This is a genomic window from Variovorax sp. P2_H12, assembly GCF_056403395.1.
This window is the reverse complement of sequence record NZ_JBFUFO010000071.1, coordinates 1-18795: the sequence shown is the minus strand read 5'-3', so window position 1 is coordinate 18795 and position 18795 is coordinate 1. Positions and strand designations below refer to the sequence as shown.

20 protein-coding genes are annotated in these 18795 nt (G+C 68.8%); 10 read left to right on the top strand and 10 right to left on the bottom strand.

What is annotated here, in order from left to right; all coding sequences use genetic code 11:
- Positions 1–214: hypothetical protein (locus AC1DYK_RS33955; RefSeq protein ID WP_478170302.1), on the bottom strand; the 214-nt coding region annotated here is incomplete at its 3' end.
- A 112-nt stretch (positions 215–326) separates the two neighbouring features.
- Here AC1DYK_RS33955 and AC1DYK_RS33950 point away from each other — a divergent pair.
- The 8 genes from AC1DYK_RS33950 (at position 327) to AC1DYK_RS33915 (ending at position 6821) form a co-directional block, all read left to right on the top strand.
- Positions 327–1814, top strand: a complete 1488-nt coding sequence (locus AC1DYK_RS33950; RefSeq protein ID WP_478170301.1) for a sensor histidine kinase — start codon at positions 327–329, stop codon at positions 1812–1814.
- Complete coding sequence (locus tag AC1DYK_RS33945) at positions 1811–2431, top strand: response regulator transcription factor (RefSeq protein ID WP_478170300.1); 621 nt, start codon at positions 1811–1813, stop codon at positions 2429–2431. The genes AC1DYK_RS33950 and AC1DYK_RS33945 overlap by 4 nt, the downstream gene beginning before the upstream one ends.
- A gap of 120 nt (positions 2432–2551) precedes the next feature.
- On the top strand, positions 2552–3067 hold the full coding sequence (locus AC1DYK_RS33940; protein WP_478170299.1) for a GlcG/HbpS family heme-binding protein: 516 nt from the start codon (positions 2552–2554) through the stop codon (positions 3065–3067).
- 153 nt (positions 3068–3220) lie between these two features.
- Positions 3221–3907: an ankyrin repeat domain-containing protein gene (locus AC1DYK_RS33935; RefSeq protein ID WP_478170298.1), complete on the top strand. Its 687-nt coding sequence runs from the start codon at positions 3221–3223 to the stop codon at positions 3905–3907.
- Positions 3908–3961: 54 nt separating this feature from the next.
- Entirely contained in the window at positions 3962–4588 is a 627-nt protein-coding gene (locus AC1DYK_RS33930; RefSeq protein ID WP_478170297.1) for an FMN-binding negative transcriptional regulator, read from the top strand.
- 1 nt (position 4589) lies between these two features.
- Positions 4590–4817, top strand: a complete 228-nt coding sequence (locus AC1DYK_RS33925) for a hypothetical protein (protein ID WP_478170296.1) — start codon at positions 4590–4592, stop codon at positions 4815–4817.
- A complete protein-coding gene (gene tadA, locus AC1DYK_RS33920; protein ID WP_478170295.1) occupies positions 4807–5901 on the top strand; it encodes a tRNA adenosine(34) deaminase TadA in 1095 nt (364 codons plus the stop codon). Before AC1DYK_RS33925 ends, tadA begins: the two co-directional genes overlap by 11 nt.
- Positions 5898–6821, top strand: coding sequence for an LD-carboxypeptidase (locus tag AC1DYK_RS33915; protein WP_478170294.1), 924 nt, complete (start codon positions 5898–5900; stop codon positions 6819–6821). Before tadA ends, AC1DYK_RS33915 begins: the two co-directional genes overlap by 4 nt.
- A gap of 362 nt (positions 6822–7183) precedes the next feature.
- Here AC1DYK_RS33915 and AC1DYK_RS33910 read toward each other — a convergent pair whose 3' ends face one another.
- On the bottom strand, positions 7184–7510 hold the full coding sequence (locus AC1DYK_RS33910; RefSeq protein ID WP_478090898.1) for a hypothetical protein: 327 nt from the start codon (positions 7508–7510) through the stop codon (positions 7184–7186).
- 302 nt (positions 7511–7812) lie between these two features.
- Between AC1DYK_RS33910 and AC1DYK_RS33905 the strand changes: the two genes are divergently transcribed.
- A complete protein-coding gene (locus AC1DYK_RS33905) occupies positions 7813–8760 on the top strand; it encodes an adenylate/guanylate cyclase domain-containing protein (protein ID WP_478170293.1) in 948 nt (315 codons plus the stop codon).
- Here the strand turns inward: AC1DYK_RS33905 and AC1DYK_RS33900 are convergent.
- The 3 genes from AC1DYK_RS33900 to AC1DYK_RS33890 all read right to left on the bottom strand — a co-directional run bounded on the left by AC1DYK_RS33900 (position 8757) and on the right by AC1DYK_RS33890 (position 10574).
- Complete coding sequence (locus tag AC1DYK_RS33900) at positions 8757–9302, bottom strand: hypothetical protein (RefSeq protein ID WP_478170292.1); 546 nt, start codon at positions 9300–9302, stop codon at positions 8757–8759. The genes AC1DYK_RS33905 and AC1DYK_RS33900 overlap by 4 nt on opposite strands.
- Before the next feature lie 256 nt (positions 9303–9558).
- A complete protein-coding gene (locus AC1DYK_RS33895; protein ID WP_478170291.1) occupies positions 9559–10191 on the bottom strand; it encodes a response regulator in 633 nt (210 codons plus the stop codon).
- 185 nt (positions 10192–10376) lie between these two features.
- Positions 10377–10574 carry a hypothetical protein gene (locus AC1DYK_RS33890; RefSeq protein ID WP_478170290.1) on the bottom strand — a complete coding sequence of 66 codons (198 nt, stop codon included), beginning with the start codon at positions 10572–10574 and terminating at the stop codon, positions 10377–10379.
- Positions 10575–10756: 182 nt separating this feature from the next.
- On the opposite strand from AC1DYK_RS33890, the gene AC1DYK_RS33885 reads away from it, so the two are divergent.
- Positions 10757–12211, top strand: a complete 1455-nt coding sequence (locus AC1DYK_RS33885; protein ID WP_478170289.1) for a sensor histidine kinase — start codon at positions 10757–10759, stop codon at positions 12209–12211.
- 14 nt (positions 12212–12225) lie between these two features.
- Here the strand turns inward: AC1DYK_RS33885 and tkt are convergent, their stop codons facing one another.
- From tkt to AC1DYK_RS33860, 5 genes are all read right to left on the bottom strand, one after another.
- Positions 12226–14289 carry a transketolase gene (tkt, locus tag AC1DYK_RS33880; RefSeq protein WP_478170288.1) on the bottom strand — a complete coding sequence of 688 codons (2064 nt, stop codon included), beginning with the start codon at positions 14287–14289 and terminating at the stop codon, positions 12226–12228.
- 16 nt (positions 14290–14305) lie between these two features.
- Positions 14306–15325: a phosphogluconate dehydrogenase (NAD(+)-dependent, decarboxylating) gene (gnd, locus tag AC1DYK_RS33875; protein ID WP_478170287.1), complete on the bottom strand. Its 1020-nt coding sequence runs from the start codon at positions 15323–15325 to the stop codon at positions 14306–14308.
- A gap of 140 nt (positions 15326–15465) precedes the next feature.
- Entirely contained in the window at positions 15466–16740 is a 1275-nt protein-coding gene (locus AC1DYK_RS33870) for a trypsin-like peptidase domain-containing protein (RefSeq protein WP_478170286.1), read from the bottom strand.
- A 163-nt stretch (positions 16741–16903) separates the two neighbouring features.
- Positions 16904–17425 carry a universal stress protein gene (locus AC1DYK_RS33865; RefSeq protein ID WP_478170285.1) on the bottom strand — a complete coding sequence of 174 codons (522 nt, stop codon included), beginning with the start codon at positions 17423–17425 and terminating at the stop codon, positions 16904–16906.
- A gap of 174 nt (positions 17426–17599) precedes the next feature.
- Complete coding sequence (locus AC1DYK_RS33860; protein ID WP_478094301.1) at positions 17600–18472, bottom strand: hypothetical protein; 873 nt, start codon at positions 18470–18472, stop codon at positions 17600–17602.
- Positions 18473–18795 lie beyond the last annotated feature (323 nt).

Below are 18795 nucleotides of genomic sequence, written 5' to 3'. Positions count from 1 at the left end.
CCAGTTTGAGGGGCCAGGGGGCCGCCAGGCTCATGACGATCTCGACCATCATGGCGGCGAACACGATCACCAGCCAGCCGTGGTAGGGCTTCAGGAGACCGAGCACGAGTCGCGTCATGTCCTGGCGCTGCGTCTTGGCGGCGTGCTTCGCCACCCGGGTTGCCGAGGCCTGCGCGGACTCCGCCGCCGCTTCAGTGGGAAGGGGTGTTGACATACGGAAGCCCGGGGATGTTGGGCCGCTCGGGCGCTCAGATTGTGAGCGCAGGCAGGCAGGCAATGCAAGCGCCGGACAGGGGAGGGTCCGCGCCGCGGGCACAATCCGCGCCATGAGGCAATGGTTGCGAACGCAAGGGGGCTGGTGGCTCGCATGGCTGCTGGCCGCCGGCGCCGGTGCGGTGTGGCTGGCGCGGGCCGAGATCCGGCAGTTGCACGAGGATTTCGAGGTCAACGGGCGCATCGCGCACCGGCTCATGAGCCAGCAGGTGGTGCAGTACGACGCCGTGCTGGCAACGCTGGCCTTGCTCGAGCCGGCGGCGGCCTCGGCGCGGCCCGAACGGCGCCTGTCGTCGGTCTATCCGTCCATCCTCGACGTCCAGCGGCGCGACGCCGGCGCGGCATGGCCGGAGCCGTCGCTGGCCCGCGCCGAGGCCCGCTCGCGCGAATTGCACCGTGCCGAACTCGTCGCCGACGATTTTGCGAATGGCCGCTACCGGCTGGTGATCGGCGCACTGCCCGTCAGCTACGCCCTCGCCATCGATCTCGCCACCGCCGTGCCCTGGCGCGACTGGCCGATGGACCCGAAGATCAGCCCGGTGCGCGTGACGCTGGAGCAGGGCGGGCAGCAGTTCGTCGTCCAGCCGGGCGACCGGGTCGCCGACGACGGTGGCTGGCGCTTCGACTTTCGCAAGGTGCTGGCCTCGGAGAGCCAGGCCTTCGAACTGGTGGCCGAGCGGCGGGTGTCCTGGCGCGAGTTGCCCTGGGCCGCGATGACGGCCTGGTCGCTCGCCATGGCGGCGGTGCTGGGGGGCGCCCGCGCCTTGCGGCGCCAGCGCGTCGCGCGGCGCCGCGCCGAGGAACTGTTGCGGCTGGGGCAGGTGGCGCGGCTCAACGCCCTCGGCGAACTGGCGGCCGGCATGGCGCACGAACTGAACCAACCGCTGACGGCCGTGCTCGCGAACACGCAGGCGGCGGGGCGGCTGCTCGACGAGGAGCCGCCGGAACTGGCGACCGCGCGCTCCGCCATGAAGCAGGCGGCCGAACAGGCGCGCCGCGCCGCCGAGGTGGTGGGCCGGCTGCGCCGCGTCATCGAGCGGCCCGACCGCCAGGCCGAGATGCGGCCCGTGGCGCTGCGTGACACCCTGCGCAGCGCCTTGCACCTGCTCGCGCCCGAACTGGGCCGCAGGACCGTGGTGCCGGCGATCGACGATGCGGCCCACCCGCCGGTGGTCGTGCAGGCCGAGCCGGTGGCGCTGGAGCAGATCGTCCACAACCTGCTGATGAATGCGCTGCAGGCGCTCGACGAGGTGCCGCGCGGCGAGCGCAGGCTGCAGCTGGCGATCGGCCTCGACAACGGCCGGGGCTTCCTCAGCGTGACCGACAACGGGCCCGGTTTCCCGGCCGATGCCCTGCGACGGCTGTTCGAGCCCTTCTACAGCACCCGCGAGGGCGGCCTCGGGCTCGGGCTGAGCCTCTGCGAGACGCTGGCCAGCGGCATGGGCGGCTCGCTTGGCGCCGAGCATGCCGCGCCGCGCGGTGCGCGCTTCACGCTGCGCCTGCCGCTCGCCGGCCCAGCCGACTCGGAGCGGCCGGCATGAACGGAACGCTGTCCCCGCTGATCCACCTGATCGACGACGACCTCGCGGTGCGCGAGAGCCTGGCCCTGCTGATCGGCACCGTCGGCCTGCGGGCGCAGACCTGGGCCGATCCGCAGGCGTTCCTCGACGGCTTCGACCGCGGCGGCATCGGCGCCATCGTGCTGGACGTGCGCATGCCCGGCATCGGCGGGCTCGCGCTGCTCGACACCCTGATCGCGCAGGGCGTCGACCAGCCCGTGATCATGCTCACCGGCCACGGCACGGTGGAGATGTGCCGGCGCGCCTTCAAGGCGGGCGCGGCGGAGTTCCTCGAGAAGCCGGTGGACGACGAGCAACTGATCGAGGCGCTGCAGCAGGCGGTACGCCAGCATGTCAACTCGCGCGAGCGGACCCAGGCCGACCAGGCGGCGCGCGAGCGCCATCAGCAGCTGTCCGAGCGCGAGCGCGAGGTGCTGGGCTTCATCGTCGCCGGCCTCACCAACAAGGAGATCGCCCGCGCGCTCGCTCTCTCGCCGCGCACGGTGGAGTCGCACCGGGCCAACCTGTTCGCCAAGCTCGACTGCGACTCGCTGGCGCAGTTGATCCGGCGCTACGCGGGACTGGTCGACGCTCCGTAGTTCTACGGAGGGTCGGCGGTAGCCGTACGAATGGCCGTCGGGCGCTGCAATTCCTACAGTGGCGATGCCGTCGGCGGTGTGCCGGCGCAACCCGCTCAATCCCTTTCGGAGAACTTCTTCATGCACCCGTCCTTTCGTCTCGCCAGCCTCGCCGTCCTGCTCACCGCTTCCGCATTGAGCGTGCAGGCCCAGGCTCCGGCACCGACCCCGTCCGTACGTGCCGAGAAGAACATGTCGCTCGAACTCGCGAACGAGATCGCCGGTGCGGCGGTCGCCGCCTGCGCCGCCAACGGCTACGCGGTCGCCGCGACCGTGGTCGATCGCGCCGGCACCGTGCGCGCCGTGCAGCGCGCCAACAACGCCGGCTCCCACACGCTGGCGGCGAGCGAGCGCAAGGCCTGGACCTCGGCCTCGGCCAAGACGCCGACCCTGGTCATGATGGAGAACGCGCAGAAGAACCCCGCGGCCGCGAATCTCGTGAACATTCCCGGCTTCCTTCTGCTGGGCGGCGGCGTGCCGGTCAAGTCGGGCAACGAAGTCATCGGCGCGGTCGGTGTCGGCGGCGCGCCGGGCGGCCACCTCGACGAGCAATGCGCCAACGCGGCGCTCGACAAGATCAAGGGCCAGCTCGGCTGAAATGAAACACCCCCGAAGCGCCTGCAGCGCCTCCCCCTCAAGGGGGCGATACCAGCGGCCCGGCGAAGCCGGTTCCGCGGTATCCCTGGCATGGGCCCGTGCCCTTTTCATGGGTCGCGGGTCACGCAATAGCGCGGTGGAAAACCGAGCCGCATGAAGGCCGTCCTCGTTGCCCTCGCGCTGCTCGGTGCCGGCCTGGCCGCGCCGGTGGCGGCCCAGGTGGCGCCGAGCGCCGCCGAGGTGCAGGCCTACCAGGGCCTGCATCGAGCGGCCTGGCGCGGCGACCTGCCGCAGCTCAAGGCGCTGATCGCCGCTGGCGCCGACCTCGAGGCACGCGACGCCCTCGGCCGCACGCCGCTGCACGTGGCGACCCACGCCCGGCAGCGCGAAGCCATCGCCACCCTGGCCCAGGCCGGTGCGAAGCTCGATCCGCTCGAGAACGACCGCTACGACGCCGTGACCATCGCCGCGGTCGCCGACGATGTGCCGACGCTGGCGCTGCTGCTCTCGCTGGGCTCCAGCGCGGGCCAGACCACCAGCCGCTACGACGGCACGGCGCTGATCGCCGCGGCCCACCTCGGCCATGACGAGGTGGTGCGCCGGCTGATTGCCGCCGGAGCCCCGCTGGACCATGTCAACAACCTGCACTGGACCGCGCTGATCGAGGTGATCGTTCTCGGCGACGGCGGCCCGCGCCATCAGCGTGCGCTGGCGGCGCTGGTCGACGCCGGCGCCAGCCTGCAATTGGCGGATCGCCAGGGCCACACGCCGCTGCAGCTCGCGACTGCGCGCGGCTACGGCGCGATGGTCGAAAAGCTGCGCGCCGCGGGCGCAAGGTAGGGCGGCTCGGGGACAATCGGGCGAACCCGTTTCGGGATCGCAGGATCACGCCCCATGTACATGCCGCCGCAGTTCAACGTCACCGACCGCGCCGTCGCCGCGCAGCTCATGCGCGACCATCCGTTCGCCAGCCTGATCTCGAACGACGACGAGGGCCTGCCCACCGTCACCCACCTGCCGCTGGTGCTCGACGAACGCGGGCCGGAGGACTTCGTGCTCTTCGGCCATTGCGCCAAGCCCAATCCGCACTGGCGCCACCTGCAGGCGCGGCCGCGGGCGCTCGTGAGTTTCCTCGGGCCGCACGCCTACCTGTCGCCGTCGGTCTATCCGGACCTGGCGCGGGTGCCGACCTGGAACTACCTGGCCGTTCATTGCACGGTCGAGGCGCGGCTGATCGAAACAGCGCCTGAAAAGGACGCGCTGCTCAAGCGCCTGATCGGCCAGCATGAGCCGGCCTATGCGCAGCAATGGCGCGACCTGGGAGAGGACTTCCAGCACAAGATGCTCAACGGCATCGTCGGCTTCGAGCTGAAGGTGACGGCGCTGCAATGCAAGGTCAAGCTCAACCAGCATCGGAAGGAATCGCACGCCGCGATGTTCGCCGTCTACAGCAAAGGCACGCCGGACGAGCGGGCGCTGGCGCAGTGGATGGAGCGGCTTGGCATGGCGGGGGGGGCTTGAGATGCGCGCGCTCGGTCTGGTCGGGCTCCTGCTCGCGCTGCTCATCGTCGGGCTCCTGGTCAAGAAGCAACTGAGTGGCGTCGCGGCGCCGGTGCTGCCGGCGGGGCCGGCAGCGACCGGCAGCGCGCCGGCCGGCGATGCACGCGCACAGAGCCAGCAGATGCAGCAGCAGATCAAGCAGTCGCTCGATGCCGCCATGCAGCCGCGGCCGATGCCCGATGGCAACTGACGCCGACTGGATGGCGCTCGCGCTGGCCGAGGCGCGGCAGGCGGCCGAGGCCGGCGAAGTGCCCATCGGCGCCGTGCTGGTCAAGGACGGCCGACGCGTGGCCAGCGGCCGCAACGCACCGATCGCGCTGCACGACCCGAGCGCCCATGCCGAGATCAATGCGCTGCGCGCGGCCGGTGCCGCGCTCGGCAACTACCGGCTCGACGGCTGCGAACTGTTCGTGACGCTCGAGCCGTGCGCGATGTGCGCTGGCGCCATGCTCCATGCGCGGCTGGCCCGGGTGGTCTTCGGCGCCGCGGATCCGAAGACCGGTGCCGCGGGATCGGTGGTCGATCTGTTCCGCGAATCCCGGCTCAACCATCGCACGCAAGTGCAGGGCGGTGTGCTCGCTGACGACTGCCAGGCGCTGTTGCAGGCCTTCTTCCGGGACCGCCGCAGCGCCGCCCGCGAAACGGCCGAGCCCTTGCGCGACGATGCCCTGCGCACGCCGGCCGTTCGTTTCGCCGAACTGGTTGACTATCCGTTCGCGCCGCACCACGTGAGCGATCTGCCGAGCCAGCACGGCTGGCGCATGCACTACCTGGACGAAGGCCCGCTCGACGCGGCATGCACCTGCCTGTGCCTGCACGGTCCGGGCGAGTGGAGCTACTTCTTTCGGCATGTCGTGGGTGCGCCGGGGCTGCGGGTGCTGGCGCCCGACCTGATCGGCTTTGGCCAGAGCGACAAGCCCAAGCGGCAAGCGGTGCACCTGTTCGGCTGGCACCGCGACCTGCTGCTCGAGTGGCTGGAGCGGCTCGAGCAACAGGGGCGACTGAGGTCCGGGCCGCTGGCGCTGCTGCACAGCGCCGGCGCCACGGGCTGGGCCTCGCTGCTGGCCGACGCCGCGCCCGGACGTTTCCCGGTCGTGATGGCGGCACCGGACGGCGCCGGGCCGGTGGCCGCGGCCTGGCGCGCGCCGTTCCCGGATCGCGGCTACGAGGCCGCCTTGCGGGCCCTGGGCCCGATCCCGAAGCGTGTCTCCGGTCCGACGCCGGATCAGGCGGGGCAACTGGCCCGGGAGGCAATGGGATACTTCGCCCCGTGAAAAAGCACATCTACATCTATTCGCCCTCCAGCGCCGTGCGCGACAAGGCCGCATTCAAGCGCGGCGTCAAGCGGCTCCAGGCCCTTGGCCACGACGTCGAGCTCGACGAGGCTGCGCTTGCCACCCATCAACGCTTCGCCGGCGATGATGCGACGCGCCTGGCCGCGATCTCGCGCGCTGCGGCCAGCGGCGCCGACGTGGCGCTGATCTCGCGCGGCGGCTACGGCCTCACCCGCATCCTCGACGCGATCCCCTACAAGGCGGTGGCCAAGGCGATCCATCGCGGCACCGAGTTCGTCGGGCTCAGCGATTTCACGGCTTTCCAGAGCGCGCTGCTGGCCAAGACCGGCGCCGTGACCTGGGCCGGCCCCGCGGTCGGCGAGGACTTCGGTGCCGAAGCGGGAGCCGACGACATCATGGAGGCCTGCTTCGACGACCTGCTGAGCGGGCAGGGCGAAGGCACCGGCTGGCGCATGCCGGCACGCGACAGCGTCGACCTGCCGACGCTGCGCAGCATTCACGGCGCGGTGCTGTGGGGTGGCAATCTGTGTGTACTGACCAGCCTGCTGGGCACGCCCTGGTTCCCGGCCATCGACAAGGGCGTGCTGTTTTTCGAGGATGTCAACGAGCATCCGTACCGGGTCGAGCGCATGCTCGACCAGCTTCGCCAGGCGGGCGTGCTGGGACGGCAGAAGGCGATCGTGTTCGGGCAGTTCACGGGCATCCGCAAGGCGTCGCACGACCGCGGCTTCGGCATGCAGACCGTGGTCGCCCGCCTGCGCGAGCTGATCAAGACGCCGGTGCTGACCGGGCTGCCGTTCGGCCATGTGCCGACCAAGGTGCTGCTGCCGGTCGGCGCCAAGGTAGAGCTTGCCGCCGACGGCCGCGACGTCTTCATGGTCTGGGGACACCGGCATTAAGCTCGCCCCCAGGTTGGGCTCACTTCGTGTAGCCCGCCCACCCCCTACCGGGGGCGCAGCCAGCGGCCCGGCGAAGCCGGTTCCGCAGCTGCCCACGAACAGGCGCGCTGCGCGCAGCCGGAATCAAGAAGCAGCGATGGATTTGACCTGGCCGGCGAAGCCAGGCCCGTTGATGAAACACCGCGGAACCGGCTTTGCCGGGCCGCTGGTGTTGCCCCCGGCAGGGGGTGGGAAGGCTACACGCAGTGAGCCCGACCTGGGGGCGAGCAACAGTGCTACCGCGGAACCGGCTTTGCCGGGCCGCCGGTGTTGCCCCCTGAAAGGGGGTGGGCGCCCAACACAAAGTGCGGGCGACCTGGGGGTTAGCTATGTAAATGCGTCCGGGGACCCATGGCACCGGGGAGGCCGCCCTTGAACAGGCGATTGATCTGGTGCATCTGGCGTCGTGCGGCAACTTCGCCATCGACGGCGCTGAGGGCGGTCAGCACGTCCTGGCGCAGATACCAGAGCGCTTCGAGGTCGCCGGCGAAACGCACCCGCTGCGCAACGCGCTGCATCGTGTGGCCGCCATGGACCTGCAGCAGTGACAGCATGGCAGTACGGACCTGGCCCATCTGGCGATCCGGGGAGCGGCGAAAGCCGAGGCCCGGAATGGACAGAAAGCGGAGGAGTCTGCTGGGTGACAGCATGGGATGCAGGCGTGTTGCCGAAAGCCTTGATGGACGCTACGTTAAGCCCGGCCCCCGAGCCACACAAGCGTGGAAACATCATTTCATGTTCAAAAACAACATACTTCACGAAACTGTTCGAGCAGTAGTCGAACAATTGATACCTAAGTTCTAATCTACGATCGAAAAGTAGCAAAGCCGCTTGTGTCGAAATGAAAAAGCAACAGCTTGAGGTTCAGCGGGCCCGATTTGAGCGTTTGAGACCGTGTTTGGGCGCTGCTTTGCCATAATCGAATGGCGAGAGCTACCAAAAACTGCACAACATGGGCGCCAATTCCACTGTCGTATTTGCCGATCTGACGGGAAGTACCAGAGTCTTCGAGGCTATGGGGAATGCGCGCGCCACCGAAACCGTGACCCGCTTGACGCAGTGGATCGGCGGCGTCTGCGAATCGCACGGCGGCCGCGTCGTGAAATCGCTGGGCGATGGCGTCTTTGCGATCTTCGCGGAGGGCGTGAGCGCCACCCGCGCCGTATTGGAGATGCAGCGCAACCACCAGAAGCGGCTGCAGACCTGGCCGGCGCCCTTGCGCAWGGAACTCCAGATCGGCGTGGCCAGCGGCGAGGTCGTGGAGGTCGACGGCGATTGCTATGGCGATGCGGTCAACCTCGCGTCGCGCCTCAGCGACCTGGCCGGCCCGGGGCAGATCTGGGCCACCGAATCGGTCATCGAACAGCTGCACGGCGGCGAGGTCCGCCACCGCAGCCTGGGGCCGATCAACATCCGCGGCAAGAACGAGATGCCGGTGGTGCACCGCATCGACTGGCAGGACGAGGTCTCCGAATTCCTGACGATGCCGGCGTCGCTGGTGCAGCAGCCGCGCGGCGCCGATTCGTCCTTCGGCCAGATCGAACTGGCCTGGCTCGATGTGCGCTCGATGTTCCGCGCCGCGGAACTGCCCATTCATCTGGGGCGGGTCGACGAGGCCCAGTTCGTGGTGAACGATCCGAGGGTGTCGCGGCTGCACGCCAGGATCGAGGCCCGCCAGGGCAGTTGCGTGCTGGTCGACGTCAGCACCTACGGCACCTGGGTGCGTTTCCACGGTACGGCCGGTGCCAGCGGCGAGATCGCGCTCAGGCGCGACGAGTGCGTGCTGCACGGCAGCGGGGAGATCGGCCTGGGTGCGCCGCTCAGCGATTTCAGTGCGCCGACCATCTCATTCAACACCACCGGCGGCAACGTGCTGCTGGCCCGCCGGGACCTGCGCTAGCGATCGACTTGGGCCGGCTCGATCATCGCGAGCACGCGGCCATCGCCGACGAACGAATCGCCGACCAGCATCCTGAAGCTGGCGCCGGGCTCGAACTTGGGTAGCGCGAGGTGCGGCGCCAGGAACTCGACGTCCAGCGCCTGCGCCGCGCCGCGTCGAAACCGCTCATCGGGAGACACCCACCAGCGGGCCGAGAAGGCCTCGTTGCCGACCACCAGCGCGCAACGGTGTTCGCCGGCGGCGACGGGCACGTCCTCGGAGGGCAGCTTCGGCGCACGCAGCGTGAGTTCGACCTGGAGTTGAGGCTCGAACACCGCCCGGGCGTCGAAGGCAGAGGGCGCGGGCGCCGCAGGGCGCCGCAGTCGCGCGATCAGCCAGGTGATGACGTTGCCGATGATCGGCACCCACAGCAGCATCAACAGGGTTCCGACATCGCGTGCCGTCGAGCCGGGCGCAGCCCGATGCCGCATGACCGCGCCGCCCACCGCCACGCACAGCAGGATGATCACGATGAGCTTGCGTCTGGACTGGATGGTTGTCATGGGAATTTCGGCTGTCGGGGGGGGGGCGGCTAGCTTAACGTCAACGGTCCGGCCGCAAGGAGGGCGTTCGCCGCCACTGCCTGTTTCGGAGGCAATGAAGCGGAACCCCGCGCGGGGCCACGCTTCGGGCATCGGTGTCCCGGCACTTCACACAGTGTTATCCACAGAATGGCGGCACAAGTCGGCGAGGTGCCTGCGGCGCCGCCAAGCTGCGTCTTGCCAGAACGCCTTGCGCCCGATGCGCCGGCCGCGGCGCTCAGTTGATCAACTGATTCTTCAGCGCGTAGTAGGTGAGGTCGCTGTTGGAAGCGAGGTTCATCTTCTCCATCAGCCGGCTGCGGTACGTGCTCACGGTCTTGACCGACAGCGACAGGTGCTCCGCGATGGCGCCGGCGGTCTCCCCGGTCGCCAGCTTGAGGAAGACCTGGAACTCGCGTTCGGAGAGCTGCTCGTGCGGCGCCGCGTCGGTGTTGCGGTCGAGCTGGCGCGCCAGAAGCTCGGCCACGCCCGGCGTGATGTAGCGCCTTCCGAGCGAAATCGTGCGGATCGCCTCGACGATTTCCTGCGGATCGCACTCCTTGTTGAGATAGCCGCTCGCGCCCTGGCGGATCAGGCTCATCGCGTAGTGCTCCTCCGGATAGCCGCTCAGGATCAGGATGCCGGTGTCGGGGGCCTTGGCACGAACCATCGCGATGGCGTCGATGCCGCTTTGGCCTGGCATCGAAAGGTCCATGACCAGGACGTCGATCTCGTGATTGCGCACCAGGTCGATCGCTTCGCGCCCGTTGGCAGCCTCGCCGACCACGCGCAGGTCCACGTGCTGCGAAAAGAAGTCGCGCAGGCCCGAACGAACGATGGCATGGTCATCCACGATTCCGATCTTGATCACCGCTGTCTCCTCGAGTTGTTGGAGGCAGAGAGCTTGCAGGCTGGAGCAGGCGCGTTGCGTCTCCCGAGGGCCCGAGAACGCGTAGGAGAGACGCGACTTCGGCCCGGGCGGATGGATGACACACGATGCGCGCCTCGACCACCTCGCCGGCATCGAAGCCGGGGCTGCGACCGGTCGGGTGCCGGTCAGTGCAGCAGCGCAAAGACCGCGGCCGCCGCGGCCAGGCCGCCCAGCACCAGCCAGCTCTTCGAGAAGCGCGGCGCGCGGTTCGCCCGGTAACTTTCGAGACGAGCGGGGAGGGGCCGCGATTCCTCCGTCGAGTTCGGCGGGGTGGGGCGTTCGTCGCCGGCAACGGCTTGGGGGTCGGGAGGCACTTGTCTCATGCGGACCACATTATTCCTTCGAACCGCCGCTGGCGGGAGAGGGCAAACGACTGGTTTGCCCGATCCTCGGGCGTCAGATTCGATGTTTTCGTCGACGCCCTCACGCGACCGGGGGTGATCCCGGGTTGCGATGTGCCTGACGAGCGCAGAGGCTTCGACCACCAGAACTCTGAAAACCCGGAATGGCACCCGAGGCGTCGTTCAATGCAAGGCCGGTGCTCGCACGCGCGCGGGTGTCGTTGCGCGCAGAACCCGGCCGCGACCCGGCGCCAGGTGAAGTCGAGGAGGACGCGCCCGCCTTGCGCAGCCGCTGGATCCTGGGCCAGCTGACCCGGAGCTTCCTGCGCCAGTCGCGCGCGCGCCAGCCGCTGGCCGTGCTGCTGATCCTGACGATGGCGGCGATCTGCTGGGGCCAGGGGAACCACCTGGTGGTGTCGGCCTGGCTGGTCGCGGGGTTGCTGATCGCGGCGATGCGCTGGCGGGTGGGGCAGGTCTACCTGCGCGACCGGGGCGCCGGCCTGGACACGCTGGCCCTTCTGCTCGCCAAGGCGGCGCCCGTCTTCATCCTGGAGGCGCCGTTCTGGGGTTCGTCGGTGCTCCTCTTCATCGGGCGCCTTCCGGAGGTGAACCAGTTCGGCTGCTGGCTGGTGCTGACCTTGGTCGTCTACGGGCCGCTCACCCGCCTGGCGCTGGTGCCCTTCGTGTTCCATTGGTCGGTGAATTCGCTCTTCATCGTCATGCTGGCCTGCGTCCTGTACGGAGTCTCCCGCGGGCCGATGCTGGGTTCGGTGAACTACTGGTTCGTGGCGCTCACGCTGCTGCACTGGGCGGTGATCGTCGGGCTGGGCAGGGCGGTCCATGCCAATCAGGAGGAGCACTTCGGCCTTCAATACGACCTGGCCCTGAAGGAGCGGCAGGCCACCGAGGCGGTGAAGACCAAGAATCGCTTCCTCGCCGCCGCGACCCACGACATGCGCCAGCCGGTCTCGGCGCTGGCGCTGTACGCAGACTTCCTCAAGGACAACCCGGAGACGCACGCCGAACTGGCGCCCAAGATCGCCAAGGCCACGGCGGCGGTCAGCCATCTGTTCGACTCCCTCTTCGACCTGTCCATCCTTGAAAGCGGACAGGTGCACCTGACGATCGAGCCGGTCCAGATCGCCGATATGCTGCGCGACCTGCAACTGCAGTACGAGCCGCTGGCGCAGGCGAAGAACATCCGTCTGCGCGTGCGCGCGTGCCACGCGGTGATCCATTCGGATCGCGTGCGCCTGCGCCGGATGGTGGGCAACGTGCTGTCGAATGCCATCAAGTACAGCCCGCCCGGCAAGAAGATCCTGCTGGCCGCGCGGCTGCGACAGGGCGACGTCGTGGTCGAGGTGTTCGACCAGGGGGTCGGCATCCCCGCCGACAAGATCGAGAAGGTGTTCGAAGAGTTCTACCGCGTGAACGATGCCGCAACGCCCGCGGTCGACGGCGTCGGGCTCGGGCTGTCGCTGGTCGCACGCCTGGCCAAGGCGCTCAAGTCGGAAGTGCGGCTCGATTCGATCGCGGGCCGTGGCACGCGTTGCTCGATACGCCTCGGCAACCTGCTGCCGGGCGCGGGGAACCAGGGCGAGGGCCGAACCCGCCCGTAGCCTTGCCGCTGCCGTCAGGCGGCAGCCTGGTGGACCGAGCGCGCGACCGCGACCACGTGGTCGACAGTGAAGCCGAACGCCTTCTGCAGTTCGGCGAGCGGTGCCGAGGCACCGAAGGTCTGCATGCCGACCACCTTGCCGATCGAGCCGACGTAGCGTTCCCAGCCGAAGGCCGAGGCCTGCTCGATGGCCACGCGCGCGGTCACGGCAGGCGGCAGCACGCCGGCGCGGTAGGCCGGCGTCTGCTGCTCGAACAGGTCCCACGAGGGCATCGACACCACGCGCGACCGCAGGCCCTGGGCCAGCAATTGCTCGTGCGCCTGCAAGGCCAGGCTGACCTCGCTGCCGCTGGCGATCAGGATCAGGTCGAGGGCGCCGTCACCCGGCGGCTCGGCCAGCACGTAGGCGCCTTGCGCCACGCCGGAGGCCGGGGCGAGCCGGCTGCGGTCGAGCGTCGGCAAGGGCTGGCGCGAGAGCACCAGCGCGGTCGGCCGGTGCTGCGACTGCAGCGCGACGCGATAGGCTTCGACCACTTCGTTGGCATCGCCCGGACGCAACACCGTGAGGCCGGGCATCGCGCGCAGCGACGCCAGCTGCTCGATCGGCTGGTGGGTCGGCCCATCCTCGCCGTCGCCCATCGCATCGTGCGTGAAGATGAACAGTGTCGGCAACTCCATCAGGGCCGACAGCCGGATCGCCGGCCGTGCGTAGTCGCTGAAGATGAAGAAGGTGGCGCCGAAGGGCCGCAGCTTGGACAGCGCCATGCCGTTGACCGCAGCCGCCATCGCATGCTCCCGGATGCCGAAGTGAATGTTCTTTCCGCCCGGGCTCGCGGCCTCGAAATCTCCCGCGCCGGCGTACTTCAGCGTGGTCTTGTTCGAGGACCCGAGGTCGGCCGAGCCGCCGATGAACCACGGCACGTTCTGCGCCAGCACGTTGAGCACCTGGCCCGATGCGTCGCGGCCAGCCAGGCCCTTGGCATCGGCCGGGAACACCGGGAGGTTCCGGTCCCAGCCGGCGGGCAGTTCGCGCCGCTGCGCCTGTTCGATCTCGAGCGCGAGGGCAGGGAAGCGTGTCCGGTAGCGGGCGAAGGCCTGATTCCAGGCGCTGCGCGCGGCGGCGCCGCGCGCGCCGATGCCGGCCTGGAAATGCTCGCGCACGCCATCGGGCACCAGAAACCTGGCGTCTTCGGGCCAGCCGTAGCTGCGCTTGGCGAGGCGGACTTCCTCTTCGCCCAGCGGCTCGCCGTGCGCGGCGGCCGTGTCATGGCGGTGCGGCGAACCCCAGCCGATGTGGCTGTCGAGAATGATCAACGTCGGCCGACCCCGGGTCTTGCGGAAGGTCGAAATCGCCTCCTCGATCATCCCGGTGTCGTTGGCGTCGCCGATCCTCAGCACGTTCCAGTGGTAGGCGGCGAATCGCATCGCCACGTCTTCGGTGAAGGTGATCCGCGTGCTGCCTTCGATCGTGATGTGGTTGTTGTCGTAGATCCAGCACAGGTTCTCGAGCCCGAGGTGGCCGGCCAGCGACGCGGCTTCGGACGCGACGCCCTCCATCAGGCAGCCATCGCCGCAGACCGCATAGATCTTGTAGTCGAACAGCGCGATGCCGTCCTGGTGATAGCGGTCGGCGAGCCAGCGCTGCGCCATGGCCATGCCGACGCTGGTGGCGACGCCCTGGCCGAGCGGTCCGGTGGTGGTCTCGACGCCGGACACCCAGTGGTACTCGGGATGGCCCGGCGCCTTGCTGCCGAACTGGCGAAAGCGCTGGATGTCGTCCAGCGTGACGGAGGGGGCGCCAAGCAGTTCGTACTCGGCATTGACCGCCATCGTGCCGCTCAGGTGCAGCACCGACCACAGGAGCATCGACGCATGGCCGTTGGAGAGCACGAAGCGGTCCCGGCCGGGCCAGATCGGGTCCTGCGGGTCGAAGCGCATGACCTTGTTCCACAACGTGTAGACCAACGGGGCCAGCGCCATCGGGGTGCCCGGATGGCCGGAGTTGGCGGCCTGCACCGCATCGATCGACAGCGTGCGGATGGTGTTGATGGACAACAGGTCGAGCTCGGCATCGGTCATGGTTCGCTCCGTGGATTCACGGCCCGCCGGGCTTTTCCAGATGGCCGCCGAACTGGAATCGCATCGCCGACAGCAGCTTGTTCTGGAAGTCGGCCTCGCCGCGCGAGGAGAAGCGCTCGTACAGCGCCGCGGTGAGCACCGGTGCCGGAACGGCTTCGTCGATCGCTGCCTTGAGGGTCCAGCGGCCTTCGCCCGAATCGGAAACCCGGCCGGCGAACTTCGCGAGCGCCGGATCCTCGACCAGCGCGGTGGCCGTCAGGTCGAGCAGCCAGGAGGCAATGACGCTGCCGCGGCGCCAGACCTCGGCGATGTCGGGCAGCGCGAGGTCGTACTGGTAGCGCTCGGGGTGGCGCAGCGGCGTGGTCTCGGCATCGACGTCGTGCTGCTGGCTGCCGATGTTGGCGGCCTTCAGGATGCCCATGCCTTCGGCGTAGGCGGCCATGATGCCGTACTCGATGCCGTTGTGGACCATCTTCACGAAATGGCCGGCACCGCTCTCGCCGCATCGCAGGTAGCCGTTCTCGGCAGTGCCGGCCGCCTTGTCCCGGCCGGGGGTGCGCTCGATGGTGCCGATGCCGGGCGCCAGGGTCTTGAAGATCGGATCGAGCCGCTCGACGGTCGCCCGCGGACCGCCGATCATCATGCAGTAGCCGCGCTCGAGTCCCCAGACGCCGCCACTGGTGCCGACGTCGACGTAGTCGATCTTCCTTGCTGCCAGCTCGCTGGCCCGGCGAATGTCGTCCACGTAGTAGGAGTTGCCGCCGTCGATCAGCGTGTCGCCGGGGTCGAGGTGCGGCAACAGGTCGGCAATGGCCTGGTCGACCACCGCCGCCGGCACCATGAGCCAGATGGCACGCGGCCTTTCGAGCCTGGCGACCAGGTCGGCCAGCGACGAGGCGCCGATGGCGCCTTCCTCCGCGAGGGCACGGACCGCGTGGTCCGAACGGTCGAACACCGTGCACCGATGGCCATTCTCGAGCAGACGGCGAACCATGTTCGAGCCCATGCGGCCGAGGCCGATCATTCCGAGTTGCATGCTGATGTCCTTGTGGTTCGACGACGTGTGGGTGTCCAAAGAGATCGACGTGGCGGGCAGCCCCGTGCAGCTGCATGCGGCGGCCGCCTGCACGATCATGCGCTTTTCGACCGGCGGTCGTGAAGGGCAGGCCGCGCGCCTCAATCCGGAAGCCCGACCGGGACATAGGCCCAGCGGCGATCGCGTACCACCAGCAGCGCGACGGTCCGACCCGGGGGCAGATGCTCGAGCGCCCGCCTGAAGTCCTCGACACGTTCGAGCCGCGTGTTGTTGATGGCGACGATGAGATCGCCCGGGCGAATGCCCTCGCTGCGTGCCAGCCCGGCGGACTCGCGGACCATCAGGCCGCCGTCGCTGTCCAGTTGCAGTTGCACCCGCTGTAGCGGCGACAGCTCGCCCAGGCGCAGGCCGAGGCCGTCGCCCCAGGCCGCTGCAAGCGGGATGCCCAGGGTCCGCCGCGGCGCAGGCTGCTCGGAGAGCATCACCCTGAGCGACTGCCGGGTTCCTGCTCGCCATACGTCCAGCTGCCGGCGGGTTCCGGGCGGGAGATCGGCAACGCGTTGCACCAATTCGGTGAAGCGCGAGACCGCGACGCCGTCGAACGCCGTGACGATGTCTCCGCGCACCAGACCCGCGGCCTGGGCCGGACCGTCGGCATCGACCCGGACCACAAGGGCACCCTTTGCCTCCGGCAAACCGAAGGAACGGGCCAGTGCGGGCGTCACCTCCTGGAGTTCGGCGCCGAGCCGAGCCCGGCGGACGCGGCCGGTGGCCCTCAGCTGCCCGGCAATCTTCATCGCCAGGTTGATCGGCACGGAAAAGGACAGCCCCATGTAGCCGCCGCTGCCGCTGTAGATCAACGAATTGATCGCGACCACTTCGCCGCGGCTGTTGAACAGCGGGCTGCCGGAACTGCCGGGATTGATCGCAACGTCGCTCTGGATGAAGGGAATCTCACCGGCGCCGCCGATGAGGCGGTCCACCGCGCTGACGACACCGGTCGTGACGCTGCCATGAAAACCGAACGGTGCGCCGATCGCGGCCACCCAATCGCCCGGTGCCAGCTGCGACGAATCGCCGATGACGGCGACGGGCAGGCCGGTGGCCTCGATCTTCACCAGCGCGACGTCCGTGCGCCGATCGGCTCCGACCACCCGGGCCTGGAAGCGGCGCCCATCGTGCAGCCGGATGGTCGCCTCGTCGATGTCCGCGACCACGTGTGCGCTGGTGAGGATCAAGCCGTCGCTGGTGAGGATGACGCCCGAGGCGACGTCCCTGATCTGGCTGACCCGCACGCTCGCGGGCAGCGACCAGGGCAGGCGGTCCGCGAAGTCGAGCTCCGACGCGATCTCGAGTTCGAGTCCTTCGCGGCTCTCGTCGCGGCCGACACGCAGCGTGTTGATGTCGACCACCATCGCGGTGCGACTCGCCACCAGCGAGGAAAACGCAGGCACGGGCGAGCCCGAAGCATCGAAGGCGGGCAGCCGCGCGGCTCCGCCGGCGCAGGCATTCAGCAGGCAGGCGAATGCGAGGGCCAGGACGAGGCGAGGGCGCCGAGTCATGGCTCTCACTCCCCGCTCATTCGGGCGCCAGGGCGGCCGATGGCGGGCTGAGGCTCGCGGCGGCCTCTTTGGCTTCGACCCCGGTTTCGGCTGCGGGCGCACGCACCAGCAGCACGGGCACGGTCGCATGGCGCAGGATGTGCTCGGCGCTGCTTCCCAGCACCAGGCGGCCGACGCCACGCCGCCCGTGGGTGCCGAGGACGATCAGGTCGGCCGCCCACTTGACGGCTTCGGCAATGACGGTCTCGTGCACCGGCGCGGAGAACCTGTCGCACAGCACGGTGTCGGCCTCGATGCCGGCCGCCTGCGCGGTGGCCCTGGCCTGTTCGAGAATGCGGTGGCCGTTGTCTCGCAGTACGCCGAGCCAGTCGCCGGCATGGCCGGCATAGGCGTCCATCGAGAGGGCGAACGAGAGCTCGTCGATGACATGGCACAGCCGCAACCGCGCGTGTGTGAGCCTGGCGAGCTGGATGGCCTCGTCCAGCCCGCGACCCGAGGTCGGACTGCCGTCGACGGGAACAAGAATTCGCTCATACATGACAGGCTCCTTCGGCGTACGGGTAGGGAAGACCAGTATCCGAGTGAGGGTGCGCCGGACCTTGATCTGGCGCAAGTCGATCGCAGAAGACCACGGCGAAGCTCCGGGCATGGCCCGCGGCTTGCGCTTCGCCGGCGTGTCCGCAGGGCAGCTCCTGCGGACACGGTCGCCCGGCTAGCGGTTCACGCGCGCGCCGGTGGCCACGTCGGTGACCGAGCCGTCGACCAGGCTGATCCGATAGATCTCCCGCGTCACGTTGCCGGCGAAGGCCAGTTCCACGATCGACACGTCGCGCAAGGTCGTGTCGATGCCGTTGGGCAGGAGCCCGTTCATCTGTTCGGCGACCTGCTTCATCGACGACTGCAGCGCCGGCGTGAACGGCGTCATGCTGTAGACGAGCGTGTTGTGGGGGTTGTGGGCCCGCAGTTCCTTGCCGTCCTTCACGACGTTGACGCCGCTCACGCCCACGGTTCTGACGAGTTCCCGACCAGGTTCCGCCATCTTTGCGAAGACCGGGCCCGTCACGCGCGGCAGCGGGCCATCGCGCAGCGGCGCCACGGCCGCGGTGACGCGGGTGTTGAACGCCATCATGTCTTCGAATCCTTGCCCGTTTTTCACGATGCCGAGATCGAGCCACCACGGACGGCCCGCATCCTTGGCCGCCTCGGTCGTGTAGAAGGTCTTGAGTGTCAGCTGGATGGGCGCTGGCGGTTTCGGCAGCGCCTTGAGCATCTTCTGCGGCGTGGTCGGGTCGGCGCTGTGGATGTGCACCACCGTGACGTGCGGGAGGTTCGGGTTCTGGGCCTCGGCCTGCAGGCCCAGCCTCAGCAGGTCCTGTTTCAGAGGCGCGTTGATCTTTGCCTCGAGCACGTCCGTCACGTCCTTGGGCAGCCGGTAGACGACGCCGTAAGTCGCCTTGTGCGCCCGGAACTCGGCCTGGCCGAGCGCGCTGTTGTCGATCGCTGGCGTCGAGGAGCCGGGTGTTCCGCAGGCGGAAAGCAAGGAAGCGGCGAGAAAGCCGAAAGCCAGGGGGCGAAGGACGCGCATTGAAACTCCATTCATGAAAATCGGGAGGGGCTGAGGCACTGGTTGTGCCGGCCCCGGTGCATATAGACCGATGTCCATGCTACGAAGGAGTTGTGACAAATCTGGAGAGGCCGGGCGCGGCTCGTTCAGCCGTCGCCTCTATCATTTAACATAATATGCATTGTATAAATGAAAGCTGTAGGAGCGATTTAGTAATGTCGCGTTCTGGCCGATTTCAGATGTCGCAAAGTCGCCCAACCCAGGTTCTGGGCTTGGGGTCCGGCCATGGCGACATCAACGGCGACGATCACGATGACGATGCGCGAAGCAGATCGGCTCAAGAA